The 17,734-nt window shown below is 57.5% G+C and carries 16 protein-coding genes, 2 pseudogenes and 1 riboswitch; of the genes and pseudogenes, 13 read left to right on the forward strand and 5 right to left on the reverse strand.

Annotated features, from left to right (window positions below):
* The first annotated feature begins 285 nt into the window (after nucleotides 1-285).
* The 11 genes and pseudogenes from PV407_RS26930 to PV407_RS26975 all read left to right on the forward strand — a co-directional run.
* The gene (locus PV407_RS26930) at nucleotides 286-624 is read left to right on the forward strand and encodes a hypothetical protein (protein WP_332093093.1); all 339 of its coding nucleotides are present in this window, start codon (nucleotides 286-288) and stop codon (nucleotides 622-624) included.
* Between the two features lie 205 nt (nucleotides 625-829).
* Nucleotides 830-1,594, forward strand: coding sequence for a hypothetical protein (locus PV407_RS26935; protein WP_332093094.1), 765 nt, complete (start codon nucleotides 830-832; stop codon nucleotides 1,592-1,594).
* 23 nt (nucleotides 1,595-1,617) lie between these two features.
* Entirely contained in the window at nucleotides 1,618-1,911 is a 294-nt protein-coding gene (locus PV407_RS26940) for a phosphotransferase (protein ID WP_332093095.1), read from the forward strand.
* A 529-nt stretch (nucleotides 1,912-2,440) separates the two neighbouring features.
* The gene (locus PV407_RS26945; protein WP_332093096.1) at nucleotides 2,441-2,929 is read left to right on the forward strand and encodes a spore coat protein; all 489 of its coding nucleotides are present in this window, start codon (nucleotides 2,441-2,443) and stop codon (nucleotides 2,927-2,929) included.
* A gap of 122 nt (nucleotides 2,930-3,051) precedes the next feature.
* A complete protein-coding gene (locus PV407_RS26950; RefSeq protein WP_332093097.1) occupies nucleotides 3,052-3,906 on the forward strand; it encodes an ATP-binding cassette domain-containing protein in 855 nt (284 codons plus the stop codon).
* On the forward strand, nucleotides 3,882-4,745 hold the full coding sequence (locus tag PV407_RS26955; protein WP_332093098.1) for an ATP-binding cassette domain-containing protein: 864 nt from the start codon (nucleotides 3,882-3,884) through the stop codon (nucleotides 4,743-4,745). The genes PV407_RS26950 and PV407_RS26955 overlap by 25 nt, the downstream gene beginning before the upstream one ends.
* Nucleotides 4,742-5,542, forward strand: a complete 801-nt coding sequence (locus PV407_RS26960) for an energy-coupling factor transporter transmembrane component T family protein (protein WP_332093099.1) — start codon at nucleotides 4,742-4,744, stop codon at nucleotides 5,540-5,542. Before PV407_RS26955 ends, PV407_RS26960 begins: the two co-directional genes overlap by 4 nt.
* Before the next feature lie 23 nt (nucleotides 5,543-5,565).
* Nucleotides 5,566-6,141 (forward strand): hypothetical protein, encoded by a 576-nt coding sequence (locus PV407_RS26965; RefSeq protein WP_332093100.1) that lies wholly within the window; start codon nucleotides 5,566-5,568, stop codon nucleotides 6,139-6,141.
* Nucleotides 6,142-6,322: 181 nt separating this feature from the next.
* Complete coding sequence (gene kdpC, locus PV407_RS26970; RefSeq protein ID WP_332093101.1) at nucleotides 6,323-6,931, forward strand: potassium-transporting ATPase subunit KdpC; 609 nt, start codon at nucleotides 6,323-6,325, stop codon at nucleotides 6,929-6,931.
* Between the two features lie 39 nt (nucleotides 6,932-6,970).
* A pseudogene (locus tag PV407_RS29675) lies at nucleotides 6,971-7,159 on the forward strand (sensor histidine kinase KdpD); the annotation flags it as partial.
* Between the two features lie 7 nt (nucleotides 7,160-7,166).
* Nucleotides 7,167-8,156: pseudogene (locus PV407_RS26975) on the forward strand (universal stress protein); the annotation flags it as partial.
* A 560-nt stretch (nucleotides 8,157-8,716) separates the two neighbouring features.
* Here PV407_RS26975 and PV407_RS26980 read toward each other — a convergent pair.
* The 3 genes from PV407_RS26980 to PV407_RS26990 all read right to left on the reverse strand — a co-directional run bounded on the left by PV407_RS26980 (nucleotide 8,717) and on the right by PV407_RS26990 (nucleotide 13,661).
* The gene (locus PV407_RS26980; protein WP_332093102.1) at nucleotides 8,717-11,617 is read right to left on the reverse strand and encodes a carbohydrate binding domain-containing protein; all 2,901 of its coding nucleotides are present in this window, start codon (nucleotides 11,615-11,617) and stop codon (nucleotides 8,717-8,719) included.
* A gap of 263 nt (nucleotides 11,618-11,880) precedes the next feature.
* Entirely contained in the window at nucleotides 11,881-12,762 is an 882-nt protein-coding gene (locus PV407_RS26985; RefSeq protein ID WP_332093103.1) for a pirin family protein, read from the reverse strand.
* A gap of 245 nt (nucleotides 12,763-13,007) precedes the next feature.
* A complete protein-coding gene (locus PV407_RS26990; RefSeq protein ID WP_332093104.1) occupies nucleotides 13,008-13,661 on the reverse strand; it encodes a PadR family transcriptional regulator in 654 nt (217 codons plus the stop codon).
* A gap of 142 nt (nucleotides 13,662-13,803) precedes the next feature.
* On the opposite strand from PV407_RS26990, the gene PV407_RS26995 reads away from it, so the two are divergent.
* Nucleotides 13,804-15,009, forward strand: a complete 1,206-nt coding sequence (locus PV407_RS26995; protein ID WP_332093105.1) for an FAD-dependent oxidoreductase — start codon at nucleotides 13,804-13,806, stop codon at nucleotides 15,007-15,009.
* 47 nt (nucleotides 15,010-15,056) lie between these two features.
* Here the strand turns inward: PV407_RS26995 and PV407_RS27000 are convergent, their stop codons facing one another.
* Complete coding sequence (locus tag PV407_RS27000) at nucleotides 15,057-15,422, reverse strand: c-type cytochrome (protein ID WP_332093106.1); 366 nt, start codon at nucleotides 15,420-15,422, stop codon at nucleotides 15,057-15,059.
* A gap of 207 nt (nucleotides 15,423-15,629) precedes the next feature.
* The gene (locus tag PV407_RS27005; protein ID WP_332093107.1) at nucleotides 15,630-17,072 is read right to left on the reverse strand and encodes an aminotransferase-like domain-containing protein; all 1,443 of its coding nucleotides are present in this window, start codon (nucleotides 17,070-17,072) and stop codon (nucleotides 15,630-15,632) included.
* A 249-nt stretch (nucleotides 17,073-17,321) separates the two neighbouring features.
* Here PV407_RS27005 and PV407_RS27010 point away from each other — a divergent pair, with 249 nt between their 5' ends.
* Nucleotides 17,322-17,534: a hypothetical protein gene (locus PV407_RS27010; RefSeq protein ID WP_332093108.1), complete on the forward strand. Its 213-nt coding sequence runs from the start codon at nucleotides 17,322-17,324 to the stop codon at nucleotides 17,532-17,534.
* A 91-nt stretch (nucleotides 17,535-17,625) separates the two neighbouring features.
* A riboswitch (cyclic di-GMP riboswitch) is annotated at nucleotides 17,626-17,709 on the forward strand.
* The last annotated feature ends 25 nt before the right edge of the window (nucleotides 17,710-17,734 follow it).

A 17,734-nucleotide genomic window follows, 5' to 3' on the forward strand; every position in this document is an offset into this window, starting at 1 on the left:
AGCAATGGCGTCCGTATCGCTAAGCGCCAAAGCCGGGGCGGGTGGCGGGAAACGGCATATCGGCTCGTATGACCTGCGCTGCGTCGTCGGGAGTTGGAGCAGGGGCGAGCATGGGGCGGCGGCGGGACCGGACCTAAGTTCCAAGTGTCTAACGGACATGGCGGCCGCTATCGAGCCTCATTTCGGCTTATTTTGTTTCTAACGGACACAGGCGCACCTATTTGGCGAAAAACCCCTTTTTGGACGGCGGTTCGGAGCAAATAAGCGCAGTGGTGTCCGTTACGATTGGAAAACGGCCGATTTTCGCGAAATAAGCGCCGTGGCGTCCGTTACGTTTCGGAAGCAGCCTGGGGCGGCAATGTAATCGACCGGAACGGCAAGCTTGTATGGATCGATTGGGAGAGCGCAATCATCGCGCCCACGGTATGCGACTTGTTTTCGTACAAAGGTACGGAGTACGCCGCTTTTCGCCTAAATCTAAGCCAATGGCTTCACGATCTTTTGCATGAGAATTTCGGAGCCAGGCAAAAGCAAAACGATCCCGAAATGGTAGAGTTTCACTGTCCGGATCGCTGGGCGTCCATTGAAGCCGACATCGAGCAATTGTTCCGTAAAAAAACATGACGAACGGGCCGGATATTTCAGTAATAATCGTTCTCTACCGGTACCTTCACCGCATCCTCGAGTACGATGGAGTAGGTGATTAATAATCGGTTTACGAAGCCCGTAAAATACGGAGAATCCGCCGAATAGCTTTCCTATTTGACTCTCGGCCCGAATGCGGAAGAAGCATTGGGAATAACGCGGTAAAAGACTTGGAGGTTCAGCTATGCCGATTACCCGCGAAACGATTCTGAAAGAAATTGTGTCTGGTCTTGGCGGCGAAGAGTACATATTGGCCATTTGGCTGGAGGGAGCGGACGGCACAAACAGTTTGGACGAGTATTCCGACATCGATCTCGTTTGCTGCGCCAAGGAAGGATGCGTAGACGAGGCGATCGCGCGATTGGACGAATGTATGAGCGTTTTGGGACGAGTCGACATCGCCTATGAACAACCCGGCCGACCTAGCAATAACCGATATAAGGTATATCGCCTGGAGGATACGCCCGACTGTCCATTCATTGACGCGACAGTTCAAAGCGAGAGCGTGCCGGTTCCGTTCATTGCCGAGGACAAAACCGTCGTGCCGGTTGTATTGTTGGATAAGGCGGCTATTGTGAAGTATCGAACGATGGATCGCGCGTCCCTCCGTTCGCAACTGCATGCCCGATTGCTGCAAGCTCAGGGCCTCTACAGTCAAAGGAGTCGAGCGGTCAAGTATACGAAACGCGGGCTATTTTTGGAGTCGCTCATTTACTATCAGAAGTATGTATTGAACCCGCTTGTGGATGTGCTTCGCATCATCCATACTCCACTCCAAGCCGATTGTTTTCTGGTTCATGCGTCGCGGGATTTTCCCGCTGAAGTGGTGACGGCCTTGGAGCATCTGTATGGCGTAAAGACTGTGCAAGATATAGCCGAACGAATGGATTCGGCAGACGAATTATTTCATAAAGCTATGGCTGAGGCCGATGTCATGCTCTCGCAATAGTTCGGAGACGGGGGGTGTCGGCGATGACAAATCGTTCAGACTCGATGGTGCCGGGCGACGAGGTTTTGGACAAGTTCGGGATCCGACCGGTTGCCCCGCTCGGAGGGAGACTCAACCGGCATTGGCTCGTGAGTCGCAAGGACGAACTCCTTGTATTGCGCCTCTGGTCCGAGACGGCTCCGGTTGACGATATCGAGGATGAGGTGCGTCTGCTCCAAAGCATTGCAGCGCTGGGATGGCCTGTAGCAGCCGTCATTGAAGGGACGATCGAGCTGGAGGGGCGGACGTGGTGGCTGTTCCCCTATCTGGTCGCTTGACCCCGAGGATCGGGAGCTGCTCACGCCGATGTGGTGGGCGGGACTTATGGAGGGGGCCTGTCGGCACCTGAAGGAAGGGACTCGCAACGACGGCTGGATCGTCAAGAAATTGCTGGAGCGCTCTCCGTTGATGGGACCGGATGCCGTCGCATTTCGTTAAGTGCGGCTCCGATCGGAGAAAGCTTCGGTATAAGACGGGGCGCAATCATCGCTTGTCCCCGTGCATGTGCCGCTGTTTGGGCTGGGGAAGCCGTTTTCTCCGCTGTTGGAGACGGCTTCTTTTTTCGCAGATATGGAAAGGTTTAGCTTCGCCAAAGCGTTAAAGTGAAGTGGGGATTTCCGCCGGAGACGGTGTCCATAAACCGTGCCCCATTAATCCTGCACGGCCAACCGGAATCGAACGAACTGGAAAACCTCCGGTTCTGACGGTTTTTCTTAGTTTGCTTCGGGCAAAGTTGTAACCATACGGATCTGGGCGAATACATTGGTGGCATGGCATTCACACATTTTCAGGAGAGGACATCCGACAATGAGCGCTTACCGTCACCTGGCTTGGCATGAAACGTTAGACATGCATGAATTGGTCGCTTTTCAAACGATCGGATTAATAAAACTAAAGCGTTCCGTAAACGAAGTCGACGACCCTGCGTTGAAAAGCTTGTACATCGAAACGATCAAAGCGCTTGACGGCAATCTTCGCGAATTGCTCGCGTTTTACCCGCAAGCCCCTCACCCGCATATGACTCGCGATAAGGATGCGAAAGACCCCGAAACCGGATTTTTCGCAGGGGATCTTTTGGGAATGGCCAAAACGTTGGTAAGAAGCTATGCGATCGCCATTACGGAAACGGCTACCCCAAGGCTGAGGGAAGTTCTTCAAAAGCAGATTAACGGCGCGATCCAATTGCACGCCAATGTGTATTACTTCATGCTCCAGCGCAGTTACTATCCTTCGTATGACCTCGACCAACTGCTGGCAAACGATAAACGAAACGCTCTGCGGGCGCTGTCCATGTAAAAGCTTCCTCCCGCATGATTAGGAAGTCCTCGTCTTCGGCAGACGGGGATTTTGTTTCGAATGCGCGGGCGTTTTGCGAATATATTAGATAGCGGCTGCCGGTTGAACGGGGAGAAGGGGACATGACGATGACGGCTCGCTCCGATGCGGCTTCGATCGTCTTCGACGATGTTTCTTATCGGTATTCGGAACATGACGATTGGGCGTTGACGCATATTCGGTTCGGCATCGCTTCGGGCGAATGGGCGACCGTCACGGGAGGAAGCGGTTCGGGCAAATCGACGCTGGCCAAACTCGCGAACGGCTTATTGAAGCCGGATGCGGGACGCGTAACGGTTTACGGAACGGATGCTTCGAGCGGAGACGCGCGGACGATCCGGCAGCTTATCGGAATCGTCTTCCAAAATCCCGACGATCAGACGGTCGGCGGAACGGTCGAGGAAGACATCGCCTTCGGACTGCAGAACCTGCGGGTTCCCCGGGACGAGATGCGCCGACGAATCGACCGGGTTTTGCGTCTGCTGCGGTTGACGGAGCTGCGGGGCCGCCCCGTTCACGGATTGTCCGGCGGACAAAAACAAAGACTTGCCGTTGCCGGCGTACTCGCGATGAACCCGAGAGCGATCGTATTCGACGAAGCCGCGTCCATGCTGGATCCGGAAAACGCGGCGCATTTGCGCTCGGTCATGCTCGACCTTCATCGCTCCGGCATCACGATTATTCATATTACGCACGATCCCGAGGACCTGTTGAAGTCGGAACGGATCTTGGTTCTTCACGACGGGCGGTTGGCATTCGACGGCGATTGGCGGGCGTTGGCCGCATGCTCCGGCGTTTTGGAGGAAGCGCATATGCTTGCTCCGTTTCTGATTCGGTTTCAACAGGCGATCCGGGCGAAAGGATGCGACTGGCCGGTCTTCAGCGGATCGGAAAAGGAATTGGCGAGGACGATATGGGAATTCGCTTCCAAAATGTAAGCTTTGCGCATGCCAAACGATCGCCCGTCCGTCAAACGGCGATAACTCGTCTCTCGCTGATCGTCCCCGACGGGCAGATCGTTGCCGTAATGGGCCCATCCGGCTCGGGAAAATCGACCTTGGGCCAACTGGCCGGCGGACTGCTCGTCCCCGACGCCGGAACGGTATGGGTGGATGACGTCGATACGAAGCAGCGCGGAAACCGCCGCATCCTTTGGCAAAAGATCGGCTATGTCGCCCAGTTTCCCGAGCACCAGTTGTTCGAAGCGACAGTGGCCCAGGACGTCGGGTTCGGTCTTCGCGGGCTGAAAATGACCGGGCTGGAGGCGGCGGATCGGGTGAAGCGGGCGATGGAAAGCGTCGGTCTTCCTTACGAACGATACCGGGATCGTTCGCCGTTTCGGCTTAGCGGAGGGGAGAAGAGGCGGGTTGCGCTCGCCGGCGCTCTGGTGCGGGATCCGCGCATTTTAATACTCGACGAACCGACGGTCGGGCTCGATCCGTTAGTCCGCGGGCAGCTTCTGGATTTGCTCAAACGGATACAGGCGGCTCGCCGTATAACCGTCGTTTATATTACTCATGACTTGCAGGGCGCGCTGGAATGTGCCGACCGGCTCGTTTTTCTCGATAAAGGGGAGCTGGCTGCCGACGTCATGACATCCGATATTACGCCTGCCTGCGAGTTCGCCTCGTCGCTGCCTCCGACGCCGTTGATCCGGTTGTTGAAGGAGCTCGATGCGGCATTTCCCGGGCAGCTTCCGGCCGGGCTCGTTCGGGAGCAGGCGCTTCTCGACTTTATCGCGAAACGTTTGCCGCGTACGAAGGGGAGGGGCGTATGAACGAATCCGGAATTTTGTCCGTCCTGCAGTATTCGCCGGATACGTCGTTGCTGCACCGGTTCGACCCTCGGGCCAAGTTCGTTTTTTTCATTTCGTATTCGGCGCTTCTTTTCTCTTCCGCATCGTTGGCGGCGGCACTCGGATACGGCCTGATTGCGGTCGTCCTGCTCGCTCTCGCCAAGTTCGATCCGATTCGGCTGTGGAACTCCGTCAAGGGGATCGTCGTGCTTTTATCGGTCATGAATGCGGTGCAAATTGTCAGCCATCCCGGCGGGAAAGTCATCGCCGCCTGGTACGGAATGGCGATTACGACCGGTGGAATCGAAACGGCCGCCCGGCTTTCGTGCAGGTGGTTTTCGTTCTACCTCGTCGTCTTGCTCCTGTTCGCCACAACCTCTCCGACCAAACAAATCGAAGCATTGCGCAAGCTGATGTCGCCGCTCCGGCGAGCCGGGATCCGATCGGAGGCGTTCGTTTTCATGCTAACGATCGCCGTTCTGTATGTCCCTTATCTGCTCGAGGACATGAATCGAATCGTGCAAGCCCGGAAAGCGAGAGGGGGACTGCCTCCTTTCTGGAACGTGCCGGGGTGGAGCAAAGAAGCGATGCATCTGCTGTATCCGTTAACGATCGGGATTTACCGCCGGGCGGAAGCGCTGTCGGCGGCGCTCGAAGCGCGGGGCTACCGGCCCGGCTGTCCGAGAACGGAGTATGAGCCGCTGCGATTCGGCGCCAAGGATGCCGTGCTCGTCGCCGCGGCGTGTTTGCTTCCGCTGGCCGGATTCGTACTTCAATAGCCGGGTTAAGGAGGGCTCTCGCCATGCGAAAATTATGGCTGCGATATTGGGGACAGCCTTTGCCGGTCGACGTTTCCGCGATTGGGGGAAAGCCGAGCGCGGCCGATCAGACGAAGCGTCTCGTCACGGTCGCCTTGCTCGGCGCTTTGGCCGCGCTGCTCCAATCCGCCGGGGGATTGCTGCCGGGACCGGGCTTTTTGATCAGTCCGTTCGCTACCGCCCCGATGGTATTGGCGACGGTGATGTCGATCCGTTCGGGCTTGAGCTCCTATATGCTCGCCATCGTGCTGCTGCTGATCATCCAGCCGGGCGAACTGATCGTATTCCCGTTTACGACGGGGCTGCTGGGGCTGGCTCTCGGTTACGGCATCCTTCGCTTCGGCAATCGGGCGAAGGTCGTTACATTCGCCGCGCTCGCGTTGGCGGCCGGGATCGCGCTGCTCGTATACGGCTTGCGTTTCCCGATATTGGGTCCTTCCGTCTCCACGAACTTTCGAATAAGCGTAATCGTCTATATCGTCTTGTTTTCGTGGATATACAGCGCGATTTGGCTGGAAGCGAGCTTGCGGCTGCTAAGCAAACTCAAGAGGGCGATTTAGAGCGGACCGATTATCGTCCCTCGATTGTTGGCTTTACTGATTCCCCCCCCCCCCCCCCCCCGCTATTCCCTGGACAAAAAACGATAACCGAAGGTCGTATTCCGTCGGCGTCGCAGCAAGCTGATCGACCTTTTCGTACATTTGTGGATTTAACTTGAAAGAAGGAGAGGGGTATAGAAGGATGGAACAATCGGCGAAAATCGAACGGGAAACGGCCCGTCTGTCGCTGGGAGTCGTCATACGGATCAGTTTGGTCTTTAACGTGCTGTGCGGCATCGTATATCCTCTCGTATGCACAGGGGCGGCCCAGGCGCTGTTTCCGGGATATGCGAACGGGAGCTTGATCGAGAACGCCGAAGGCGAAGTCGTCGGCTCGGAGCTGATCGGACAGACGTTTGAGGATCCGGGCCATTTTCACGGCCGCGTTTCGAGCATCGACTACAAGGCGGAGGCGTCGGGATCGAACAACTATGCGCCTTCCAACCCGGACATGCTGAAACGGACGGGGGCATCGATCGAGGCGTGGAAGAAAGCCAACCCGGACGTACCGGTTAGCGAGCTTCCGATCGACTTGATCACGTATTCCGGCACCGGGCTCGATCCGCACATTACGCCGGAATCGGCCAAAGTGCAGGTGCCGCGTATCGGCAAGCAGACGGGACTTTCCGCGGACGAGCTGAACAAGCTGATCGAGGCGAATACCGAAGGGCGGGACCTCGGCCTGTTCGGCGAACCTCGCGTGAACGTGATGAAGCTGAACCTGGCTTTGGACGGATTGCTCGGCAAATAACAAAGCTTGGAAAAATGTCAGGATGAGAGCTGCATCTAGCGAAATCCCGAGGTCGTACTTGTGGACGGATTGGCGCATCGAAACCGGGACGGCGCCCGGTTCCCGACCCGGCTCGACGATATCCGGTTTTTGCTCAGCCGCGGCATCAGCGTCATTACAACCGTGAACGTCTTCGAGCTTGAAGACGTTCGGGACATCGCGCGAAGGCTGACCGGCATCCGCGTTTCCGAAAAGCGTCGGCTTGCTCGAGACGCACGGCCGCCAAGAAACGGCGGATCAAGCAGGCGCGCTGGACGTGCTGCCGCGCAAGACGATCGAATACAAAGGAACCCGGCTGGAAGAAATGGATACGGACGCAATCGTCCGCCGCAATCCGGAGGTCGTCTTGATCGACGAGCTTGCGCCTACGAACGTCCCCGGCAGCAAATACAAGAAACGGTACGAGGACGTCCTTGAGCTTTTGGCTGCCGGCATATCGGTCATTACGACGGTCAACGTTCAGCATCTGGAAAGCTTGAACGATGCGGTCGAGCAAATTACGGGCGTGCGCGTCCGGGAGACGGTGCCGGATCACATTTTGAGATTGGCGGACGAAGTGCGGCTGATCGACGTGACGCCGCAATCGCTGCAGCAGCGAATGAAGGAAGGCAAAATATATGCGATGGATAAGGTGCAGCAGGCTCTGACCCACTTTTTCAAAACCGGCAATTTGATCGCGCTTCGGGAATTGGCGCTGCGGGAAATCGCCGACGACGTGGACGAAAGGCTGGAGGCGTGGGAGCGCAGCGGCTCGCTTCGGGGACCGTGGCGGCGCAAAGAAGTCATTTATGTTTGCGTGAGCGGCATGCCGGATGCCGAACGGCTCATTCGCCGAGGATTTCGGATCGCCTACCGGCTGAAGGCCGTTTGGTACGTAACGTACGTTCGGACGGAGCGTTCGGCTCCGCCTGCGGAACTGGCGGAACGGCTCGAAGCTCTGAAGAAGCTGACGGAGCGATTGGGTGGGATTTTCGAGATCGGACATGCGAGAAAGACGAGAGTCGTCGCCGGCGTTCTTGTGCGCAAAGCGACGGAGTACGGAGCTACGCAGATGATCGTCGGCCAATCGAGGCCGTCCTTTTGGAAGGAGCTGCGGCAAGGGTCCGTCGTCAAGCGGCTGCTTCGGTCCGCCCGTCATATCGATGTGCTCGTCGTCGCCGATTGCGATCCGGCAACCGTTCGATGAAGAAGTCGTCTGTGTTATTCCGACGGAAGCGGTTATAAACCGAACCTCCGAAAACGCCTAAAGTCCGAAATCTTTGCCCGTCGAAGGAGGAGTACACGATCGCTTTATGCCCCGATTCGGTCGGAAGGCATGCCCGGTTTCGGAGCGCCATCCATTTCTTGTCGGCGTTCGACCTGTCCGACCGCATAGCTTTCATGTTACTGGAATATCTCCTTCTATATTTATCAATGGATAGGCGCTGGGTTAGTTTAACTGGAAAAGCTCCCGGAAATCCGGCGCTGCAGCGGCAAAAAGCTCTATTCGGGCGAAATTAACGGGAAGTTTTCCGGCAGTTAAGGTCGGCTGTAGGGTAACCGGCCAAATAGCATCAGGTTTTCCCTTTAAAAGTTTGCCGTCCGTTTTCTTTCCTATTGCCGTCTTCTCGGCAGACCTATTTGCGGACGATGGATGATGGCCCTGCGAATGTGTGGCGCCACAGCCCAATTAATCATGTATGAGCGAAGCCCGGCCGCACACAATAAAGGCCGCCGAAATTCGATCGGCGGCCCCGCTTGCGATGCCTACTTGTCGTATTTGAACAAATTGACGCCGGAGACGTAATACAGATCGCCGTTGTTATCCTGCGCCAGGAGAGAAGCGCCGCCGGAAACGAGCGTTACCGTCTGCTTCGTAGCCGGATCGATCCGGTACAGCTTGCCTCCGACCGTCGCGTACACGTAACCGTCGGGGTTCGGCTCCATCTTGGCGTCGCGCCATACGTGGTTCGCGCCGGAGTAGCTGACCGGGAATTTGTCGGCGCTGTATACGACCGATCGGGTGGCCGGGTTGAAGACGAACAAAGTCCCTTCGGCGACTCCCCAAATATTGCCGTCCGGACCGGCCATCAGCGCCGTAATGGCGCGTTTGCCCGCCACCGGTACGATTTCGAACGTTTTTTGATTCAACGTCGCGTCCCACACGAACAGCTTCGCTTCCGCCGCCGTCGGCGCAATTCCGAGTCCGCCCCAGACGGATGTGCCCCCGAACACTTCGTTGTTCTTGTAAGCGAGAGAGACGACGCTCTGATCGGGAATGACGTTGCGGGTTACGCTCAGGGCGGCGGTCCCCAAATCGTATACCGCAAACGCTCCGCCAAGCTTTCCGTAATCGGGCACGGTGCCTACGAACAGCTTGTTGAGCGACGGGACGGCCAGCATGCCGAACGGGCGGTCCTGCTCCCACGAGCCCAGGTTGAACAGCGTTTTCGGATTTCTGGGCGTGCCGGTCGGATTCCAGGGCTGCGTGACGTCGTACTGTTGAATGATGGCTCCGGGGTAAATGCCGAAGTAAAGAGAGCTGCCCGCCTCCGTAATATGTTCGGCCTGACCGACGCCTCTGTACTTCGTCTGTGCGCCCGTCGCCGGGTTGTAGACGCCCATGCCGCCGACCAAGTAGCCGACGCTGTATATATTGCCGTCCGGCCCGCGCTTGACGGACTGGATCGAGGTTGGGGATTCCGGCAGAACGACCGCCGTTTTGGCCCAATTGCCCGTGCTCGGGTTATATTTCAATAGTTCGCCCGATCTGAGCGCGGCCACGAACGAATAGCCCGGATACCCGGTCTCGTTCAACGCTATGAACGCGGAGCCGATCATATTGGAGCCTACGTTCGCCAGCAGCGTCTCGGTTTTGCTCGTCAAGTCGTAAGTGTACAGGCTGCCGTTCTTCGTGTAATACACCGCGTTTGCCGTTGGGGACAGCTTGGATACGCCGATGGAGCCGATGCCGGATAAGGTGCTTTCCACCTGCAGCGTCGCTTTATCGATGACGAGCGTCGCGCCGGACGGGCTCATTTTGGCGAAAATTTTGCCGCCCGCGTAATTCGTATAGTATGTAAATTCTTCTGTTGCATACGCGGCCGGAAGAATGTTCGTTTTGGCGCCGGTGTTGTTGTCGTACCGGATCAGATGCGCATGGGAGCCGATGCCCATATAGAGCCGGTGCGCGCTTTCGTCGTAAGCGATCGATCGGACATATTGCTCGCCGGGCTCGATTTGGCCGCCGAACGCGGTAAAGCCGATCCCGGGCTCGTACTTGAACGCTTTTCCGCCCGGGTAAGTGCCGCCGTATATTTTGCCGTTCGTTCCCGGCGTCAGCTCCCAAATCGTCGTCTCCCCGGCGACGGCGACGCCCAGATCGGCGACGGACGAAGAGCCGGGGATATAGCGAAACAGTTTGCCGGAGGCCGTACCCGCGTAGAGCGAGCCGTCGGTTGCGACCGCCATCCCCCACACGGCCGTCGCTCCGGGGAGATCGAACGTATGAAGGGACGCCCCGGTTTTGGCGTCGTATACGGCCAGTTTGGACGGATTGCCGTTAGAGCCGATGTAGAGCAGGTGATTGCCGTTCGAATCCGGACCGAAAGCGGCATACGAGGCGGAGGCGTTCGTAATCTGCACCCCCAAGTTGGATATGACCGGACCGCCAAGGGAAATGTCGTCGAAAAAAGCGGTAGCGGTCCCGCCAACCGTGCTGTACAGCAGGATGCTCATTTTCGCCGTTCCGGCCGGCGCGACGGCCGAGACGTACATCGGCGTCCACTGCGAGAGCGAACCGCCGAACGGCTCGGTTTGCATATGCAGAAGCGTATTGCCCGCATCCCAAAACCGGATGTTCAGGCTGACGGAGCCGCCGGCGACGTACGCCTTGGCGGAAGCCCGGACGAGCTGTCCGACCGAGACGGCGATTTTGTCGCTTTCGACGCCGACGGAGCCGGCGGTGCTGCCGTCGACGAGCTTCACGCTTTTGACGCCTTCGCTCGCCTGCTCGGTCGTCACGGAAACGCCGGAGCCGCCGAACGTCTGGGTCCAGCCCGGTATGGCCGTTCCTGCTGCGCCTTCCTCGAATCCGGCATTCCGGATGACCCGTTCCAGGACGACGCTGTCAAAATAAGCGGAAGCGGTGCCTGCGGCGGAGCTGTAAAGGAGAACGGAAGCTTGCGCGGCATTGGCGGGGGCGACGGCCGTAACGGATACGGACGTCCATTGGCCCGATGGGGAGGATACCGATCGGAAGCCGCTGGACAGAAGCGTGCCGGCGCTGTCGAAGAAGCGGATATAGATCGAAGGCGAGCCGCTCGCAATGTAGACTTTGGCGGATGCGGCGTACGATTCTCCCGGAGCGATGCCGGATACTTTCGCGCTTTCCTCGCCGGTCGAGGCGGCCGAGGAGGTGTCGGTAAGCAAAAGGCTTTGCGTGCCGTCGTACGCTTGCGCGGTCGATAACGAGATGCCGCCCGTGCCGAACGTTTGGGTCCAGCCCGGTATTCCGCCGGAGGAGGGGGCCTCGAACGACGGATTGACGAGCGTCAGCGGAATGCCGCCGGCTTCGGCACGCGGCGGTACGATCGGCGCGACCGCACCGAGAAGGAGCAGCAGGACGGCTATCCAAAACAGGGCGGGGCGGTGCTTGCGAACAATCATCATACGTGTCTCCCTTCAAAATGGTTTGTTAATCCGTTTTCCGAAGGCTAAAACGAACCACGACAAGGGACGAACGGGATGTTGATTGATTTTTGGCGGACACTCCTTCGACCGTCGGATCCATCCGGCGCTTGGTCCTTTTTATCGTAATCGGCTTTGTAAGCGCTGTCAACGGGAGGTGCGGCAAAATTGCAAGCATGCGCTGCGAACGATGTCGAGGGAGCGGCAGCCCCCCCCCGATCCGATCCCTCCATGGCATTCCGTCAAAAATCGGTGCCGCCCATTTTGCCGGATTGAAAGTCTTGAAATGCCCGAACGACTTCCTCTTTGCTGTTCATCACGAAAGGTCCGTGCCGGTAAACCGGTTCCCGGATCGGTTCGCCGCTTAATACGAGCACGAGCGTATCGTCGGTTTGGCCTTCGATGCGTATGTCCCCCTCCGTATTTTCAAACAGCACGAAATCCGCTTCGTTCGCCGCCGCGGCGTCGTTTATTTTCGCTTTGCCCCGGAGCACCAGCGCGGCCGTATTGAACGAGGACGGCAGCGTAAAGCTCGCTTTGCCGTTTTGCCTGAACGCGATGTCGTATAGATGAATGGGCGTAAACGTTTGCGCCGGTCCCTTCGTTCCGTTATAGTCGCCAGCTATGACGCGCACGGTGCCGCCGCCGTCCGGCAGCTCGACTCGCCCCATTTTCCCGCCGGGCAGCTCCTGGTATTTGGGCGGGGTCATCTTATAAGCGCGAGGGAGGTTGACCCACAGCTGGATCATATGAAACAGACCGCCCCGCTTGGAAAAATCCCGTTCGTGATACTCCTTGTGCAGCAGACCCGATCCCGCCGTCATCCACTGCACGTCGCCCGGACCGATCACGCCGCGATTGCCGTAATTGTCGCGATGCTCGATAAATCCTTCGTAAGCGATCGTAACGGTTTCGAAGCCGCGGTGCGGGTGCGCTCCTACGCCTTTTACTTTCGGGCTTGGCGGGAATTCGAACGGTGCATTGTAGTCCAACAAGAGGAACGGACTGAACCGGTCGCCGAAATCGTTGCCCCCGGGGAAGTAGTTGGATACGCGAAAACCGTCGCCTACCATATGAAAGGGGGCGCCTTGGAAAACGCCTTGTACGTTGCGTATCGTTGTCATAGTCGGTGCTCCTTTATCTTTATGTTAATAATCTTAATTTTAAAATATAATGCGATTGCCGGTTTGTCAATACCGTTTCTTCGGACGAACAAGTACGGCATTCGAATCCGTCGATCTATCGTGTGCCGGAACGGGTTCCAATATGCGACGAGCGGAAGGGAACGAAACGAGAAAAACCGGCCGGCGAAAACCGGCGCAGGCGCCTTCGAGCGAGAGGGCGCCCCGCCAAGCGAAGCTTCCGCCCGTTATTCGGCACCGCTTTCGCCGATTTTCTCCCCTGAACGATCTTGGGACGGCGGGGCGTATTTGATTTTCCAGACGAGTTCGCCGTCCTTCCGTTCCGTCACCACACCGTTTTCCATATCGTCCGTCAGCCGTTTGAGCCAGCTTTGTTCGGCTTCGAGCAGGGCGATGGAATACTCCAGTTCGATAACGAACACGCGGTCGATCCCCATCGCCAACGTTTCCTCCACGGAAGTTCGGGCGCCATGAATTTGCTCGGCAAGCGCTTCGGCCCTTTGCTTCAGCAGATCGAGCGCCACCCGCGGCTTCAAATGCCCCAAAAACGAAAGTCCGGCCGCAAACTGCGGATATTCCTTCGCGGGCGTACGCAACAATTCGTGCAGCCAGTCGAAAAATTCCGCCTTCCCTGCCGCGGTCGGCTCGTAAATCGTCCGCTCCGGATGTTTGCCTTCCCGCTCCGTTGCGATCGGCTGGATCCAGTTATGTTTCATTAACGAGTCGAACACGGCGTATAGCGAGCCGGTGTTCAGCTTGATGCTGTCGGACATTCCCCGTTGGCGCATCGTAACCCCGAGTTCGTAAGGATGCATGGGCCGTTCGTGCAGCAGCGACAAGATGGCCAAAGCGAGCAAGTTGCTCCGTTTCGGTTTGGGCATGCGTTTCAGCTCCTTAACGCGATAAAAGCATATCCTCATTATAGCCCGTTTTGATTAGTTTGTGAAATAGTAGTTGACTTTGTATAGTTTAAACAATATAGTTTAATTAAACTATATGAAGCTCGAGAAAGGATGATGGCGGATGGCAACCATCGGCAATCCGAAAAAAGCGGTCATTATCGGCTGCGGCATCGCCGGCCCGGCAACGGCTCTTTTTCTGAAAAAGGCGGGGATCGACTCCGTCGTTTACGAAGCGGAGGCGCGAGCCGACGATTATTCCGGATTGTTTCTTCATTTGGCTCGGAACGGATTGCAGGTGCTGAAGGAATTGGGGATGGACGACCAAATTCGCCGGGAAGGCATTCCGATGCATGCGATGAAGATGTACAGCGGGAAAGGCAAGCTGCTCGGCATTGTCGGCGAAACGGCGGGAGAGCCTCAAGGCTACACGATCAAGAGAGGGATGCTGCACAAGGCGCTGCGCGAGGAAGCGCTGCGTCAGGGGATTTCGATCGAATACGGCAAACGGCTGAAAAGCGTCGATGCGAACGAGCTTCGCCGCGTCGACGTTACTTTCGAGGACGGTTCGACCGCATCCGGCGATTTTCTGGTCGGCTGCGACGGCATTAATTCCCGCGTGCGGAAGATCGTGATGCCGGCCGCGCCCGCGCCGTCCTATACGGGACTGATTAGCTTCGGCGGTTTTTTGAAGAGCGATTCGATCGCTTGCGAACCGGGCACCCAGACGATGGTATTCGGAAAACGGGCGTTTTTCGGCTATTCGGTCCGAAACGGCGAAGAAGTATACTGGTTCGGCAACATGGACTATCCCGGAGAGCCGTCCCGGCGGGAGCTGCAAAGCATTCCGCAAGCGGAGTGGCGCAAAACGATCAACGGCTTATACGAAGACGATATCGATCCGATTCCGGAAATCGTTCGATCGACGAAGGACGAGATCGGCGCTTACCCGATCTACGATATGCCGCCGCTATCCGTCTGGCACGACAAGTCGGTCGTCCTGCTCGGCGATGCCGTCCACGCGACGTCGCCCAATGCCGGGCAGGGCGCTTCGATGGCGCTCGAGGATGCGATCGTGCTGGCCAAGTGCATTCGCGACATCCCGAACATGCAGCTCGCTTTCGCCGAGTTTCAACATGCGCGCCGCGACAGGGTCGAGCGGATCGTGCAGTATTCGAGGCGGATCGGGCAGCGCAAGCATGCGACCCATCCGGTGCAAGTGTTTTTCCGCGATTTGATGATGCCGCTGTTCCTGAAATCGGCGAGTAAAGGATCGAACCGATGGATGTACGACTACAAAGTCGATTGGAACGACAAGGCCGTACGATAGCCGCGAAAGGAAAAGCCCGATTCCGAACCGGAACCGGGCTTCCGTCCTTATTTATGCTGGGCCAGCCATAACGCCAGATTGGCGACTTCTTCTTCCTTCAGGGAGCTTTTGAAAGCGGGCATCCCCCCTTTGCCGTTCAAGACGAGCTTGTAGAGCTGTTCGTTCGTCAGCTTTGTTCCGACCTTCTGCAAATTCGGCCCCACTTTGCCTTCCAGCTGATTGCCGTGACAGGCGACGCAGGACTGCTTGTAGATGGCTTCGGCTGCGGCCTGGTCCAGCGTTACGCTCGGCATCGACGGCCCCTTCGCTTCCTGCTCCTTCTCCGGCTTGTCCGTTACGGCGCTTACGGTCAGCATGACGATGCCGAAGGCGCATGCTCCGAAAAACAAGACGGCCATAATCCATTTCTGCATCACGGTTCCCCTCCTTTATCAATTCATAATCATACCATTCATCCGCCAATGCCGTATATAGCCCCAATGAGTCATGCGGACGAGCGAGCGGAACGTCCCCGATGGCCCATACGAGTCATACTCAGCGGGCTGACGTTTGAGGTACCATAGGGAGGAACGCGCATTCGGGTTAACGAGAGGGCTGTCCGTGACTTACAAAGCCTGGCGCTATGTTCCAAGCGTCAGCCTAAGCGCCTCCGCGAATTTCGCAATCCCCGGCTCGATATCCTCCGTCCGCGGCCTGGCGTACGTCAGCCGGACGAAGCCCGACTCGGAGCCGTACACGCTCCCCGGGACGAACAGAACCCCTTTCTTGATTCCGTTTTCCAGCAGCGCAAAATCGTGAACCGGCCGGCGGACTTTGCACCAAAGATTCAAGCCGCCCTCCGGCAGGTCGAAAGCGATCTCGCCCGAGAGCTCCCGCCGCAGCGCCTCCGCCATAACGTCTCTCCGGCTGCGGAGGGCGGCCCTTAGCCGCATCAAGTGCGGCCGCAAATCGCGCGACTCCAAAAAATGCGCGGCAATCCATTGGGGGAAGACGCTCAAGCCGAAATCCATTTGCTCGCGGGCGTCCGCCAATCGGTTGATGACGGATTGGGGGGCGACGATCCAGCCGATGCGCAGGCCGGATGCGGCGATTTTGGACAGCGACCCGACGTACAGCACGGTTCCGTTCGGATCCGCCGCTTTCATCGGCAGCGGCTGACGGTCTTCGTTCAACGACGTCAAGCCGAACGGGTCGTCCTCGACGATCGGAATGCCGAGCCGCTCGCAGCAGGCGACGAGCTCCTTCTTTCGCTCCTCGTCGACAACGGTCCCCGTCGGGTTTTGAAAGATCGGGTTCAGAAACACCATGCGGATGCGGTGCTTCTGGTACAGCGACTGGATATGCTCCGGGTCGACGCCGCGCTTGTCGACCGGCAGTCCGAACAACCGGAGTCCCGCGGATTGAAACATCGGAAGCGAGTAGCAGTAGGACGGATTTTCGATGGCGATGGCGTCCCCGGGACTGAGCAAGCATTGCGTAATCAAATACAACGACTGCTGCGAGCCCGACGTAACGAGGATGGAATCGTCCGTGGCGCGAATGCCCCGATGCTCCCGCAAAAACGATGCCAAAGCGATCCTCAGCTTGCCGTATCCTTGGGGATCGCCGTATCCCATCTGTTCCCGGAACGGACGCCCGGCCATCAAGCCGCGTATCGCTTCGTTCGGCGACAATTCCGGGGCAAGCTCCCCGCTGGCGAAGTTGACGGCCGGATCGCCTCTCCGGATCGATTCGCGAATGCGGCGCATCAGCGGCAAGTTCGGCAAAAAGGTGCCGCCCTCGACGTAGCGGCTCCAGTTGGGGGGATGCTTCTGGGCCATTCCCCATTTATGTTGGCTGACGCGGGTCCCGCTTCCGGTCGCGCTTTCGATCATTCCCGAAGCGCGCAAATCGTCGTAAGCCTGCACGACGGTGCTGCGGTTGACGCCGAGCTGCTCCGCCAGCTTCCGTTCGGACGGGAGGATGCTGCCCGGCGGCAGCTCGCCGAACGATATGCGCTGCTCCATATAGTCCGCGATTTGCCGATACAACGGCGTTTTGCTGTCGCGATCCGGCCTCCACATGAACGACACCCCTTGGTAAGCGATCTATTATCGTGCCGCCAAGGCGGCATCTTCATCGTACCGGCAATTCGGCCGCGAGGCGAACGGCGATTGTTGCAGCTTCGTGAACATCTTGTTTCGATTTGTTGAAAAGTGGATGGGACAATTCCCGACCGATTGGACGGTCCCTTTTCGGCGAACTCGATTTAAGATGATAGGGAAGGATGGAAGCGCGTTTCGTTTCCGATGCGAACAAGGAGGCAGTGCGTTATGGCGCAATCGTTATATGTTTGGATCATTATTTTCTTCTCGATGTTCGCCGGCGTCGCGACGGTCGCGATAGGGATGTCGAAGGAAAACAAAGAGGGGAATCCCGGCTACGAACGCAGGACGAAAGGGAATTGGACCCGGCTTACGCTCGTTTACGTCGTTTCGGGAATCGCCGGCCTGGCGATCGTCGTCGCGTTTTTTCAAATACGGTAGCAGCGGGGGGCGCGCGATATGACAAATAGGCCGACATTTTGTGCTTGATAGGAATTGATATATTTGGTATGATAGTTCATGCAAAAGCATGTCACGATAACGGCAAACTTGTCGAAAGGCAAGGGCGCAAAGCTACAGGGCCTTCTTGATTCGTCAATGGCAGCCAGCTACCGAACGATTACGCTTTTTTTCTTTTTTTT

Source organism: Paenibacillus sp. GYB003, from assembly GCF_036577625.1.
Classification (GTDB): Bacteria; Bacillota; Bacilli; order Paenibacillales; family NBRC-103111; genus Paenibacillus_AB.